We start from the raw sequence: 12,770 nt of genomic DNA on the forward strand, positions 1-12,770 counted from the left end.
CAGGGCCAAATCCTACACTCTGTTCTATTCACATCGATGAACTGGCTTTGGCGTCTGACCCTGCATGTTGGCTTCACTCCTAAACGATCATTTGAACAAACCTAACCAGCCTAGTCAAAGGACTTACGTTCCATCGGTTAGTATAAGCGGTCCATCTCGGGTTATCGCAATCGTATGTTCATACTGGACTCCCCATGTTCCGTCGACCGTTCGGACAGTCCATCCATCTTCATCCCAAAACACGGCTCCTGAACTGCCTCTCGTAAATATGGGCTCAATTGTAATAACCATGCCTTCCGTAAGCATCATGCCGGTCCTGCGTTTACCATAAGGCAGTACGTTGGGTGGTTCATGAATATACTGACCAATCCCATGACCGATGAGCGGCTTAACAATGCCATAGCGGTACAATCTCGCAGTCCGTTCAATCGCGTTGCCGATATCCCCCAGCGTATTTCCTGGTACAGCCTGTGCTATAGCCCGGTGGAGGGCCCTTTCTGTGCGTTTCATCAGCTTGCGAATGGATCTGCGTTGTTCGCCAATTCCGTAAGTCCATGCCGAGTCAGCAAGCCAGCCATCCTTGTTTACCACCATATCAATGGTCACAACATCCCCTGCAACCAACTCCCGTTCATCCGGGAAGCCGTGACAGACAACCTCATTCACTGAAGCACAAGTCGCATACGGATAGCCTTTATATCCCTTTTGCTCCGGAGTGGCCCCTCGTTCGGCCAGAAATGCCTCTACCCGTCTGTCAATCTCACCTGTGGTTATGCCAGGGGTAAGCCATTGTTCAATATGCTCGTGGCAGCTTCGCAGAATCCGGCCTGCTTCCCGCATGTAGCCAATCTCTTCTCTCGTTTTCAAAATAGGGTCCACATGCATTCATCCTTCCTGCCTATGTGTACTTCCATGTATATGCAAAAGAAATGCCACACAGCCCAAAAGTGATGCAATGCTTCATGTCCTTTCATTTCAAGAGTAAATCCCAGGACAGCAAAAAAAACCGTCTGCCGGAGCATATCGCCCGGGAGACGGTTCTATTCATATCGGAACAGTATAATTCAATGATGTGTTTCAGGACACGGAAGAATCCATCTTGACAAGCTCGTGCTCGACCACAGAAGTCAATTCTTCCTCATATCCACCCGTAATCCGGTATTTTCTCACGTACTCCTTCACGAATTTTTTTGGATCCTTAGGACGGAAAATCCGAGTCATTTCCCTCAAACTTTCTTTGACCTCATTGTGACCTTTCGTTGCCATTGTAATTCCCTCCCAAAACGTTGAAAGTGAATGCTCCGTTTAGAGAACGCCGAATAAGTCTTAAATGCCATCCATGAAGTTGTGTGCGCGGCTTAAAGCAAGCTTAGGTCGGGAACCTCGCTGAAAGCAAGTACCTGACACTATAAATACCCGATATGATTCAGTTTGAATCATAATCTTATTGTAGCATATTCGGGAGTATGTTACGACTTGACGATTTTGCTTATTATTTATAACGGTTTTTACGCCCAAAAAGTTTAATCCCGAATCATATTTTATGAATATGTCCCTTCTGTACGGAATTAATTCTATCCAGCATAACACGGAACTATTCGGGGGATATTATCACGGACAACCCATACAGTTAAATTATTGGTATCAAAGGAGGCGCTGTTTCATGGACCGCGAAGAACAGGATATGCTGCCCCTTTCGCATGAAAAGGTGGAAGTCGACGGAGTTTACATCAATGAAGCGGGTCGCGAGGAACATCTGCACCGTGGTCAACATTTCCCTGCTGATCCGGTTCTGGGCAAATCGGAATGGAAGCTGACGGAGTTCATGTTTGAGAATCATCACGAAGGCCGCACGGACGAACGTCTGGTACCCAAAGAGAACGATACCGATAAAATCGGCAAAGTGACTTCTCCACGCAGAAACTTTCAACGAAAAGATCTTTAGATTCGTTTAAGCCTGTTGAATATCTCGCAAACATGACCGGGGCACATCACGCCATTAACTATGGCTGGTGCGCCCTTGTTTTCCATATGAGTCGATTGCACAGTCTAACCCGCTTTTCCTCCTAGGGCGTCCATAAGTTTCCGTATCTTATGCTTTATCTCATAACATTCGTTATTAAACCCGGTTCAGTTCTGTCCACCTTCTTCATAATGTATAGAAAAAGGACAAAGGAGGCTGGACCGGATGTCCCCCATGAAATCCTCAAGCGGTCTGGATGAGAATATCGCCGGCATGCTCTGTTATCTGTTTACCTTTGTAGGTGGAATCGTCTTCCTGGCAGTGGAGAAACGCAGCCGGTTTGTACTGTTTCACGCTCTTCAATCCGTCACGGTCTTTGGCATTATTATGATCGGTCATGTTTTGTCGGCATTTCTGCCTCTATTCGGACCTCTGGTCGCATCCTTGTTATCGTTGCTGGGAATCGTCGTCTGGATTATCATGGTCGTCACCAGCTTGCAGGGAAAATGGCTGAAACTGCCTTGGGTAGGGGATTTTGCTGAAAAACAGATGAGACATCTGTAGCATCCACTCCTAAAATAAAACAAAAAAACATCCGAATCACTGCTCTCGTGCAGCGATTCGGATGTTAAGGTGGTATATCATTTATTCCGTGAATTAATCATGTCATTAACTTCATTCATTCATCACGTGACTTATTCATCTTGTGAGTTAACATAGCATCCATTCCGGATACCACCTAACCACATTTACATATTTATGCTGATTTCTCCGTCTCTCCAAGAATCGCATCTGCCTGCTTCTCAGCCATTTTCGCAGCTGTCGCCTTCGTACCAAGGCCATTAAACAGCAAATTCATGAAGATGGCGGTGAAGCTGCCGGCAATGATTCCGTTACCCAGCATAATTTGTGCCCAGTCCGGTGCACCCGCGAACAGTTCAGGTACTACGGTAACTCCCAAGCCCATGCCTACGGAACAAGCAATGATAAACAGGTTCTCATGCCGATTCAGATCGACCTGACTGCCAATGATGCGAATACCGGATGAAACAACCATCCCGAACAGCGCAACCATCGCTCCGCCCAGTACAGAACCAGGTACAAGCTGTGCGAGTGCTGCAATTTTCGGCACGAATCCGATTACGACCAGCAAGCCACCTGCTACCACGATGACATCCCGTGTTTTAACACGAGTCATCTGTACAAGCCCTACATTTTGTGAATAGGTGGTATATGGGAACGAGTTGAAAATCCCTCCAAGTACGATTGCGAGCCCTTCCGCTCGATACCCCCGGGCCAAATCCTTGGAGGACAGATCCTTGTCCAGAATTTTGCCGAGAGCCATAAATACACCTGTCGATTCAGCTACGCTCACAATGGCCACCAGGATCATCGTCAATATGGGAACAATCTCGAACGTTGGCGTACCGAAATAAAATGGCTTCACCACGTGGAACCAGCTTGCTTCACGAATCGGAGCAAAATTAACCTCACCCATAAACCCGGCTGCTACCGTACCCGCAAGAAGACCGACCAGAACGGCGATTGAACGGATAAATCCTTTCGTAAAACGAGTCATAAGAATAATAAACACCAATACGCCAAAGCCGAGCAGAAGATTCGTCCCGCTGCCGAAATCTGGTTCATTCTGACCGCCTCCCAGATCTCTGAATGCTACAGGAATCAGTGTCAGACCAATAATGGTCACAACCGAACCTGTCACAACCGGTGGAAACAGACGGATCAGTTTGCCGAACAGCCCCGAGAATAACACTACAAAAATTCCTGACGCAATGACCGCCCCGTAAATGGCAGACACCCCGCTGTTCAGACCAATCAAGATCATTGGAGATACTGCTTGGAACGCACAGCCGAGCATAACTGGCAGCCCAACTCCAAAATAACGATTCCCCCATACTTGGAGGAGTGTTGCTACACCACAGGCAAGCAGGTCAATCGCAATAAGATATGTCAGCTGTTCCTGAGTGAAGCCCAATGCATTACTAACAATAAGTGGTACGACTACCGCTCCCGCGTACATCGCAAGGACATGCTGCAGACCAAGCGAGAACGTTTTGATGGGATGCCGGTGCCGCTGGAAAATGCGCTCGCGTGCCATATTAGTCCAAGCCCTCCTCATCCGCAAATGTGACCTGTCCATTCGACAGAGCCCCAATGCGAACCAGCGATTCCACGCGGTATCCTGCTTCTTGCAGCAAGCGACCTCCCGGCTGGAATGCCTTCTCAATGACGATTCCGATACCGACCACTTCAGCTCCGACCTGCTCAACGATGCGCGCCAGACCAAAGGCCGCTTCACCATTTGCCAGAAAATCATCAATAATCAGCACACGATCACCAGGCTGCATGAACTTCTTGGCTACCGTAATTTCATTCGTTTCCTGCTTCGTGAATGAGTACACCTTCTCAACCAGAATATCTTCTGTGAGTGTGAGCGACTTCTGCTTCCGTGCAAAAATCAGCGGCACATTCAGTTCCAGTGCAGTCATGATCCCCGGTGCAATCCCGGACGATTCAATGGTAAGCACCCGTGTAATGTTCTCTCCTTCAAAGCGGCGGATGAATTCCTTGCCCACTTCCTTCATGAGAACCGGGTCCATCTGGTGATTCAGGAATGAATCCACTTTGAGTACTTGCTCTGACAGGACGATTCCTTCCTGTCTTACTTTGTCTTTTAACAATTGCATTGAGATTCTTCCCCCTGTGTGCCCTCTATACAGCCTGCCAGCATGTCCTTCTCCGATGGTAAAAAAGCAAAAAGCCCGCCTTTTCACACGCTGCGGAAAAACCGGAGACGGGAAAAGACGGACTTGTACTTATCAGGACAAGCCGTATAAAATGCTGCATGTGCGCATGGATATAATGGACATCCGAATATGGTAACCTCTAGGCTTACACCTTCAGGGTCATTGCCTGTATAGGTAGCCCAACCATAGCGATCATGCAGATCTTTCCCGTAGTCCGATCATTCCGGTGATCGGGTAGAGACATGCAGGCCTATTCCTGCACATATACGAGTAACGGCATATTCAATTCATTTTTGGCTCCAAGATTCGTTACAATATATGATCGCGAACCTGAATATAAAAGTGTAAACGTAACTGACAATGTTAGAAGTATACCGAATCGGCGGCGTGAAATAAAGAAGTATTTTCATGGAAATTGTGAAAACATGTCTTAATTTGTAGACAGGGGGGTGATTGGAGCGTGTTTTTTTTGTACAATATGATAACGGATGCGCGGCCTACACTATGAATTTATTGGTTAAAGGAGATTGCAGAGATGAAAGGCATACTTAAGGAGTTTAAGGAATTCGCCGTACGCGGCAACGTGATAGACCTGGCAGTCGGTGTCATCATCGGGGCTGCTTTTGGTAAAATCGTCACATCCCTCGTGAATGATATCATCATGCCCCCTGTCGGGAAGCTGCTTGGAGGCATTGATTTCAGTCAAAAAATCATTAATCTGGATCGGGATATGACTACTGCGAGCGGTCAGGAAATTACAACATTGGCTCAAGCCAATGAGGCAGGCGCTACAGTCATCGCCTATGGTCAATTTATCAACATCCTCATTGATTTTCTGATCGTTGCATTTTGCATTTTCATGCTCGTCAAGGGCGTCAATTATATTAAAAGTAAAGAGCACAAAAAGCCCGAGCCGAAAAAAACAACCAAGGCTTGCAAGTACTGTTTATCCGAAATACCGGCTGCAGCTACCCGCTGTTCACACTGTACTTCAGAGCTGGAGGCAGAAGGCAGCGGCGCTCCCGCATAATCAACAGGTTTACTCCTGTTTAGACCCTTTTTATGTAAGGAAACCGCTCCGACATGAAAGGTCTCACCCTAGAGGTGGGGCCTTTTTTTCATTATGACTAAGAGCAAATGAAGGCTGCAGGAACTTATACTCTCTTATTACATTCCTTATGGACTAGAATCGGCGCGGCAGCAGATGCTCCAGAATCGACTTCAGATCCTTATCTTCCTTGTATACTTCTTCCCCGGTATCGAGTTCGGTTACCCGAATATATTCAAAGTTGGCCGAAGCATCCACTGGTTTAAACAGTAATTGCGCTTCATCTTCGAGACGTACATTGAATCCCATATCCTTAAACATGGTCGTCAACTGGTTGTTGGCCGGTTCCTGACCTTGCCCGACAAATATAAGTCCTCTTAGACTTTTACGTTCCTGTGGTTGCGGATAGATAACCTGAAAGTGTACAATGCATTCCATACGTTCGTTCCCCTTTCATTTAAAAACATACTTTGTGAAATTTTGAACTTTAAAACTTGCTATATAAGGAGATACGTATCATGACCCCAGAACGTTTCGACATTTATGATGATCAGCAAAATTGGATCGGCACAGAGCTCCGCAGTGTGGTACATGCCAAAGGCTATTGGCACCGTTCATTCCATTGCTGGATCGTGCGTGATGACGTTGATCAGCGGATGGTTCTTTTTCAGCGTCGCCGTGATATCAAGGATACCTTCCCGGGTTGTTACGACATTACAGCAGCGGGACATCTCACTGCGGGTGAGCAGCTTGAGGAGGCAAGTCGTGAACTGGAGGAAGAACTGGGCGTACACGCTCCATTTGAATCCCTGTCTTATCTACTTACTGCCAAACAGCAGCTGCAAGGCGAGGTTCGAGGTGTACCATTTATGGACCGGGAATTCAGCTCGGTATACGGCCTATGTCTTAACCAGCCACTCGAGGCGTACACCCTGCAGGCCAGTGAAGTGCACAGCCTATATGAAGCACCTCTGTATGATCTGCTCGCCTTGTTTCGTGGTGAAACGGATGCGATTCAGGCCACTGGAGTTTATGCGGAACAGGCTTCTACCCTGGATTCTTCTTCTCCCATTCCGGAACGTCATACTCGCTCAATCCATGCTTCCGAGTTCGTCCCTCATGGGACAGAGTATTACACTGGCGTACTCGAAGCTCTGTATCACGTGCCCAAAGGCTGATTCAGCATCTACTCAAATCGAGTGCTGTACTTATAACTCCAGTTTCTCAAAATTAGTATAACTTCATACCTTAACTCTAACTCAACAGGACAGCGGTGCCGTGATGAACATCACTGATTTGCTTCAAAACACAAAACAGGCGACTGCCCAAAGGCAGCGCCTGCACTATTTTAGTCTCCGATTCTTACGCTGTTCCAGCTTGCCAGGCCAGATTCTAGCAACCTTTGCTCAGCCCTGATCGCCTGCCGCAGGAACAGACCAATAACGAGCGGACAGCTGTTCAAAACGGCGTCCATAGCGGGACTCCAGCTCCTCACTCATATCCTGTTCCAGCTCGTACAGTACCAATTCCTGTGCAAAATGATTCAGCAGCAAACCTGTCATGACGGGATGTTCTGTTACAACAGCCTGAGTTGCACAGGATTCCCCGCGCATCCCAAGCATGCACCAGCGCCGATCAACAACAATGGAGAACTTTCTCCCGTTCCCTTTACCGTACAGAGGATGCCCTGGCCACGGTGCAGGCTGATCCAATATCCCCTCGCCACCATCACATGACCATAACAGCCTAACTCCCCGATCCTCTGCCTTTTTCAGGAGGTCATGCAGCAACTCGGCTTCCTCACGCCAAATGTCCACGACAATCTCATGCTTGGCCTCGGCCAGTTCACGGCTAAGGTTATCGAATACGTTTTTATCACCCTCGATATTATAGAAGGCCGGTTTCTCAGGTTCATGCTGTGGCATGCTGCTCTGTACATAATCAAGAGAAGCACGCATCTGCCCGGAGATCATTTGAGTCATCTCCTCAGGCTTCAGCACACTGTACTTCGCAGGTTCTCCGGCACTGCAGCGCAGAAATCCACGCTGAGAGAGCCGCTGCAAGGTGGAATACACATTGGAACGGGACACGCCAAGGCGCTTCGCAACCTCATAGCCTGAGGCTGAACCTTGGCGCGCGAGTTCCACCATAATTTTGGATTCCATCTCGGTAAACCCTAGATGATTCAGATGATGCAGCAGTTGGTCCATATTCCCGTCCCCCCATGCTGTCAGCAACCACACTGCCCTATCTTACTGCGGCAGTGGTCCTACTACATCAGATCTGTTCCGCACCACAGCGTGGGCACCATTTGGAGCCTTTGGGCAGCTCGGATGTACAAATCTGGCATTTCACCATCTCCCGCGGTACTTCAGTCTGTACGTCAACCGTGTTTACGATCGGATTATTCTCTTTCCAGTAACGGATACGCTCATCGAGTTCCTGCTGCCGTTCCCGTTCGCGCAGCATCTCTTCTTCCCGGCGGCGTTCCCATTCTGCATCAAACGCCTCCTTCTCCTCCTGCGTGAATTCGGTACTGTTATATTCGGATTCGGTCTCCAGATCTGCGATGGACGGAATTACCGTATGATAAGGTTCAGTTTCATCCACTTCATCTTGAATTGTTGTCGTTTCCTCATAGAAAGGACGTTCCGCACTTTGAGCCACTGCCGCTTCTTGCCGTACAGATGCAGGACCTGCAGTTGATGCTGCAGACTTGAATTCACCCAGTTTACGTCCGCACTTCGGGCAAAAGTTCGCATCCAGTGAAGCAACGTGGCCGCATTCGCACAACCGCTCATTTTTGAGTTCGGCAATTTTGCTGCGTAAACCATCAATCTCATCCTGCAGTTCATCGCACAGGTGTGACAGATCAACCATTTCCTTTTCGGCGCGCGTCATATCCTGTGCACGGTAACCCTCATAGAAGATGCGACCCATATCTGTAAAATGGACTTCCTGTTCCTGCTGCAAGCCCACGATTTGATTGTTTAATTTCCCAATCTCAACAGCATGCTGTGCACGCTCCGTTGCTTTGTTCGCTCCGTTCTTGATTCGTTGAAGCAATTTCATGACATCTCCTCCTCTGTCCCGTCAGACGTTGAACTCTTCTGGTTCAACTGCAATTTGTTCTTTAATTTTCAATTTTCATAGTATATATCTTATACGATATCATGCCAAAAAGTTGCGCATACGCGCGTGAGTGCCCGTTTTCTGCCGATGCTGGATGAATTCGGGGGCTTTCGTCAGGACCATACGTTCGGGTATAATGAAGCTTTGGCCCGACATAATCGCCGATGTAGGCGACTAACTCTATCATACCAATTTACATTGTGATTGTGAAAAGGGCAAATGGTTTACTTTTAAGCGGGATAGTCCTATCCCTGAATGCATACAGAGGTGGATGAAACATGTTAAGTCCGAACTCAACGTTCTACGCCCGTCCGCTCGGTGTCACTCCGGCGGCATCCCTGCCCCAGTCCCCGTCTGCTCCGCTGGAAACCAGTCGGCAGCTCGTGGGCGATGATCATCAGGATGCGCCTTATTTCCGCTCACTGGAAGAAGCAGGCATCCGTCTGAACGGGCCACAAATATCAGCCGTCCGTCACGGCAAAGGTCCACTGCTCACGCTCGCCGGAGCCGGGTGCGGCAAAACGACCGTACTGGCGGCCAGAGCTGGTTATCTCATGGAAGTCAGCGGCGTTCATGCAGGCAGTATCCTGCTCGTGACGTTTACCAACAAGGCCGCTGCCGAGATGAAAGACCGGATCGCATCACTGCCAGGTATTCGTCCTGCATCCGCACGAGCGGTACAGGCTCGCACATTCCATTCCTTCGCCCTGACACTGCTGCGTCATTACGGTGTACAGGAAGAGATCTTTGGGGAACCACGTGCCCAGCATACCGTTATCAAAATGCTTCTGCGGCAATACGGCATGAGTGAGGCCTTCCAGCCCGAAAGTCTGCTGTCCATGCTCTCTGCATGGAAGATGCAGGGCTCCGAAACGACCGATCTTCCCGAAAAATCGCAGGAGGAACGTGATGCCAAACGGGTCCTCCTCGGTTACGAGAACTGGAAACGTGAGCGTAACAAGATGGATTTCGACGATATCTTGCTGCGGGCTGCAGCCCTGCTTCGTGATCCCGCCGTGCTGAAGCCGCTGCAGCAGCGCTTTCAGTACATCATGGTCGATGAGTTCCAGGATACGAATAAACTGCAATATGAAATTGTGCAAAAGCTCGCTTCAGCCCATCGCAACCTGATGGTTGTGGGTGATGACGATCAGACGATCTATACGTTCAATGGAGCGCGCCAGGAATCCATTCTTGAATTCGATAAAGTTTACCCCGGGGCACGCATCGTGACGCTGGATATCAATTATCGCAGTGATGCACGCATCCTCGGACTGGGCAGTGAACTGGTCGCCCGCAACAAGCGAAGACGGGATAAGCGGCTGCGTGCAGCTGGTCATCGCGGAGACGCACCACGCTTCGCCACGCCTTCAAACGCAGAGGAGGAAGCAGCCTGGGTCGTGAACCAGATCTGTCAGCAGGTTGAGGAAGGATTGCACACTTATCGCGATATAGCGATCCTGCACCGAACAGCCAGCAGCAGCCGGGCCGTATTTGAGCAGCTGGTATTGAAAGATGTTCCGTTTGTTCAGCATGGGGCTTCCCCAGTATTCTACGACCAGTCCCTCATCAGGCCCCTGATGGATCATATGCGCCTTTCCCTGGATCCACGCGCTGTAGATGCTCTCCCAAGTGCACTTGGACCACTATACGTATCCCGTGATGCCGGGCTGGAGTGGATTCAGCGCAGCGAACAGCAGCAAGCCAAAAAGTATCCGCTGATCCATCTGGCCAAATGGGACAAGCTCAAGCCCTTCCAGCAGGAGCAGGTCAAGGAACGCATCAAGCTGATCAAGTCGCTGCACAAAATGAAACCGGTCATCGCCATCCAGGAGATGCGCCGCCAGTTCTACGACAAATATATGGAAAGCGGTGATCCCAGCATCTTCACCCACTACAAGGAAACGATGCTGGAGACACTGGACGAATTCGAAGCCGCAGCCAAAAAGTTCGAAACAGTAGAAGAGTTTATAGCGTTTGCCGATGAGCTCTCCCGCAGACACCGTGAAATGGAATCCCTGCGCCGCTCCCAGGACAGTGATGCAGTGCAGCTGATGACCATACACCGGGCCAAGGGACTTGAATTCCCATGCGTATACTGGATCGGTGCCAGCGAGGGCATTGTGCCTCACAGTACAGCCCTGCGGCAGGATATCCCTGAAGATCAAAAGGCAGCTCTTGCAGTTCAGCAGACCGATACGGAGCTGGATATGGCTCTGGAAGAAGAACGACGGCTCGCTTATGTTGCGATTACAAGGGCGAAAAAGTACTTATACGTCACTTCACCGGCCAGTCATCACGGGAAACCGGCAGACGTATCCCGCTTTTTGCTCGAAGCCTTCGGGCTGGAGGTTCCAGACAAACGTAAAGAGCGCGACGATAGCCGAACAGGCCATTCAGCTTCATATGGCAAAGGCAATGGACAATCTGCCCGCTCTGGTACTCGTTCCGAGGGACGGGATGTGGTACATCGTCGTGCAATCAGCTACAGCGATCGTGACCATGACGTGCACAACGAACGTGACGAGGATCGCCTCAGTGAACGTCGCGGCAGCGGACAAATTCGCAACCATAAGGCGTTCAGCACGACAGGTGTCCGTCAGGGAAGTCAGGTTGCCTCAGCTTCATCCAGTTTAGGGTCATCGTCCTCAGGACGTTCCGAACGAACAGAGACGGTAGCGATCTGGAAATGCAGTTCATCTACCTGTAAGGCATGGCTTCGTCAGAAACCCGCCGTACCTTCTGCAAAGGCAGCCAAACGGGCTGCAGCAGGACCGCCGCCATGCCCCCTGTGTTCAGGATCCATGGAAGCCGGAACACGCGAGGTGCCTGTGACTGGGCGGACAGGACGATAATCAACACTAGGTGGAATATATTCTCTAAAAAAGCCAGATTGGCAAGTAGCCTATCCTCAATACTTTATTGATGGATAGGCTTTTTATGTAATGATGACAAGATTAAATTTTTTCTAGATTGGAACAATCGTGTCCCAAGAAGTGTTTCTACAATATATTCTTAACGATATACAACCATTTGAAACGAATGAGGTGTCTTATGGAATTGGAGATTGCAATTAGAGAGCGGATCCAGGAGCGCTATGATATTTTACATGAGCTTTATGATATCTGGTTTACGGAAAACCCAGCCCATATCACAACCAAGGACAGATTTTACCAACAAGCACATATTGAGAAACATAGAGCATTTACCTATCTGTTGGACAAAGGATACATTGTTGTCACACCCGTAGAAAATGAACCTGAGCAGGTTGCCGTTTGCATTACTGTAGACGGGATTGATTTTTTCGAACGAGGCCGTTTGGAGGGCAAAGGTAATGGATGGTCGATTGTGACCGAATACTCTGATGAATAGGCACGGTTGAACGGCTGTGCTCGTTTCAGGGCGCTCACTGCTGTTTATTAACAGTAGAAGCGTCTTTTTTCCATTTTAGAATGGAGGTTGGATTATGCAGGACAGTAAAACGCACTATTTTGTATCCGTAACCCATAACCTCATTGAACAGACTCAGAATGAATCAACACCATTTGAAGTCGTGGTGGATGATGAACAGTTAAATCGGCTGAAAGACTTGATGAAAGTGCTGGAGGACGACGATGCCTATACGTTACAGCGCGCGCCTGTACCCTACAAATCAGCAGATCACGACGAAGCAACCGAACAGTTTTCGGATGGTATGACCTTGCTGTACAGTTTCCTGTACGACCACGGAACTCCTGATACCCAGCAAGCGATTGAGAGCATGAATGTGCTGCCAAGGCTGCAGGATACAGATTACGACGACCCCGGGTATGAGAACTCTCCAATGAACAAATGACACAGTCAAAAGCATGCGATGCCG

General features: G+C 49.0%; 14 protein-coding genes and 1 riboswitch. Of the genes, 7 read left to right on the forward strand and 7 right to left on the reverse strand.

Annotated features, from left to right (window positions below; genetic code table 11):
* Nucleotides 1-123: 123 nt before the first annotated feature.
* Nucleotides 124-885, reverse strand: a complete 762-nt coding sequence (map, locus tag CHH60_RS23850) for a type I methionyl aminopeptidase (RefSeq protein WP_095361486.1) — start codon at nt 883-885, stop codon at nt 124-126.
* Nucleotides 886-1,077: 192 nt separating this feature from the next.
* Nucleotides 1,078-1,266, reverse strand: a complete 189-nt coding sequence (locus tag CHH60_RS23855) for a hypothetical protein (protein ID WP_017690840.1) — start codon at nt 1,264-1,266, stop codon at nt 1,078-1,080.
* Nucleotides 1,267-1,663: 397 nt separating this feature from the next.
* Between CHH60_RS23855 and CHH60_RS23860 the strand changes: the two genes are divergently transcribed.
* The gene (locus CHH60_RS23860) at nt 1,664-1,945 is read left to right on the forward strand and encodes a transposase (protein ID WP_095361487.1); all 282 of its coding nucleotides are present in this window, start codon (nt 1,664-1,666) and stop codon (nt 1,943-1,945) included.
* A 243-nt stretch (nt 1,946-2,188) separates the two neighbouring features.
* Nucleotides 2,189-2,527, forward strand: coding sequence for a DUF4870 domain-containing protein (locus CHH60_RS23865; protein ID WP_095361488.1), 339 nt, complete (start codon nt 2,189-2,191; stop codon nt 2,525-2,527).
* A gap of 193 nt (nt 2,528-2,720) precedes the next feature.
* Here the strand turns inward: CHH60_RS23865 and CHH60_RS23870 are convergent, their stop codons facing one another.
* Nucleotides 2,721-4,082, reverse strand: coding sequence for a nucleobase:cation symporter-2 family protein (locus tag CHH60_RS23870; protein ID WP_095361489.1), 1,362 nt, complete (start codon nt 4,080-4,082; stop codon nt 2,721-2,723).
* 1 nt (nt 4,083) lies between these two features.
* Nucleotides 4,084-4,671, reverse strand: a complete 588-nt coding sequence (locus CHH60_RS23875; RefSeq protein WP_095361490.1) for a xanthine phosphoribosyltransferase — start codon at nt 4,669-4,671, stop codon at nt 4,084-4,086.
* A 250-nt stretch (nt 4,672-4,921) separates the two neighbouring features.
* Nucleotides 4,922-5,021, reverse strand: a riboswitch (purine riboswitch).
* A gap of 245 nt (nt 5,022-5,266) precedes the next feature.
* Between CHH60_RS23875 and mscL the strand changes: the two genes are divergently transcribed.
* On the forward strand, nt 5,267-5,761 hold the full coding sequence (gene mscL, locus CHH60_RS23880; RefSeq protein WP_095291881.1) for a large conductance mechanosensitive channel protein MscL: 495 nt from the start codon (nt 5,267-5,269) through the stop codon (nt 5,759-5,761).
* Between the two features lie 153 nt (nt 5,762-5,914).
* Here the strand turns inward: mscL and CHH60_RS23885 are convergent, their stop codons facing one another.
* Entirely contained in the window at nt 5,915-6,217 is a 303-nt protein-coding gene (locus tag CHH60_RS23885) for a hypothetical protein (RefSeq protein WP_095291879.1), read from the reverse strand.
* Nucleotides 6,218-6,297: 80 nt separating this feature from the next.
* Between CHH60_RS23885 and CHH60_RS23890 the strand changes: the two genes are divergently transcribed.
* A complete protein-coding gene (locus CHH60_RS23890) occupies nt 6,298-6,957 on the forward strand; it encodes an NUDIX hydrolase (RefSeq protein ID WP_095361491.1) in 660 nt (219 codons plus the stop codon).
* 228 nt (nt 6,958-7,185) lie between these two features.
* Here the strand turns inward: CHH60_RS23890 and CHH60_RS23895 are convergent, their stop codons facing one another.
* Nucleotides 7,186-7,989 carry a TrmB family transcriptional regulator gene (locus tag CHH60_RS23895; RefSeq protein WP_095361492.1) on the reverse strand — a complete coding sequence of 268 codons (804 nt, stop codon included), beginning with the start codon at nt 7,987-7,989 and terminating at the stop codon, nt 7,186-7,188.
* Nucleotides 7,990-8,056: 67 nt separating this feature from the next.
* Entirely contained in the window at nt 8,057-8,851 is a 795-nt protein-coding gene (locus tag CHH60_RS23900; protein ID WP_095361493.1) for a zinc ribbon domain-containing protein, read from the reverse strand.
* A 338-nt stretch (nt 8,852-9,189) separates the two neighbouring features.
* Between CHH60_RS23900 and CHH60_RS23905 the strand changes: the two genes are divergently transcribed.
* The 3 genes from CHH60_RS23905 (at nt 9,190) to CHH60_RS23915 (ending at nt 12,746) form a co-directional block, all read left to right on the forward strand.
* Nucleotides 9,190-11,766, forward strand: a complete 2,577-nt coding sequence (locus CHH60_RS23905; protein WP_095361494.1) for a UvrD-helicase domain-containing protein — start codon at nt 9,190-9,192, stop codon at nt 11,764-11,766.
* A gap of 199 nt (nt 11,767-11,965) precedes the next feature.
* Complete coding sequence (locus tag CHH60_RS23910; RefSeq protein WP_095361495.1) at nt 11,966-12,283, forward strand: hypothetical protein; 318 nt, start codon at nt 11,966-11,968, stop codon at nt 12,281-12,283.
* Between the two features lie 94 nt (nt 12,284-12,377).
* A complete protein-coding gene (locus CHH60_RS23915; RefSeq protein ID WP_095361496.1) occupies nt 12,378-12,746 on the forward strand; it encodes a hypothetical protein in 369 nt (122 codons plus the stop codon).
* Nucleotides 12,747-12,770: the final 24 nt, after the last annotated feature.

The sequence above is a fragment of the Paenibacillus sp. 7523-1 genome (genome assembly GCF_002276415.1).
GTDB lineage: Bacteria > Bacillota > Bacilli > Paenibacillales > Paenibacillaceae > Paenibacillus > Paenibacillus illinoisensis_A.

Excerpts from the sequence above, each read along its gene's own strand:
- CHH60_RS23885 (WP_095291879.1), bottom strand. The coding sequence starts at position 6,217 with ATGGAATGCATTGTACACTTTCAGGTTATCTATCCGCAACCACAGGAA.
- CHH60_RS23875 (WP_095361490.1), bottom strand. The coding sequence starts at position 4,671 with ATGCAATTGTTAAAAGACAAAGTAAGACAGGAAGGAATCGTCCTGTCA.
- CHH60_RS23900 (WP_095361493.1), bottom strand. The coding sequence starts at position 8,851 with ATGAAATTGCTTCAACGAATCAAGAACGGAGCGAACAAAGCAACGGAG.
- CHH60_RS23910 (WP_095361495.1), top strand. The coding sequence starts at position 11,966 with ATGGAATTGGAGATTGCAATTAGAGAGCGGATCCAGGAGCGCTATGAT.
- CHH60_RS23890 (WP_095361491.1), top strand. The coding sequence starts at position 6,298 with ATGACCCCAGAACGTTTCGACATTTATGATGATCAGCAAAATTGGATC.
- CHH60_RS23860 (WP_095361487.1), top strand. The coding sequence starts at position 1,664 with ATGGACCGCGAAGAACAGGATATGCTGCCCCTTTCGCATGAAAAGGTG.
- CHH60_RS23915 (WP_095361496.1), top strand. The coding sequence starts at position 12,378 with ATGCAGGACAGTAAAACGCACTATTTTGTATCCGTAACCCATAACCTC.
- CHH60_RS23895 (WP_095361492.1), bottom strand. The coding sequence starts at position 7,989 with ATGGACCAACTGCTGCATCATCTGAATCATCTAGGGTTTACCGAGATG.
- CHH60_RS23870 (WP_095361489.1), bottom strand. The coding sequence starts at position 4,082 with ATGGCACGCGAGCGCATTTTCCAGCGGCACCGGCATCCCATCAAAACG.
- CHH60_RS23905 (WP_095361494.1), top strand. The coding sequence starts at position 9,190 with ATGTTAAGTCCGAACTCAACGTTCTACGCCCGTCCGCTCGGTGTCACT.
- mscL (WP_095291881.1), top strand. The coding sequence starts at position 5,267 with ATGAAAGGCATACTTAAGGAGTTTAAGGAATTCGCCGTACGCGGCAAC.
- map (WP_095361486.1), bottom strand. The coding sequence starts at position 885 with ATGCATGTGGACCCTATTTTGAAAACGAGAGAAGAGATTGGCTACATG.
- CHH60_RS23855 (WP_017690840.1), bottom strand. The coding sequence starts at position 1,266 with ATGGCAACGAAAGGTCACAATGAGGTCAAAGAAAGTTTGAGGGAAATG.
- CHH60_RS23865 (WP_095361488.1), top strand. The coding sequence starts at position 2,189 with ATGTCCCCCATGAAATCCTCAAGCGGTCTGGATGAGAATATCGCCGGC.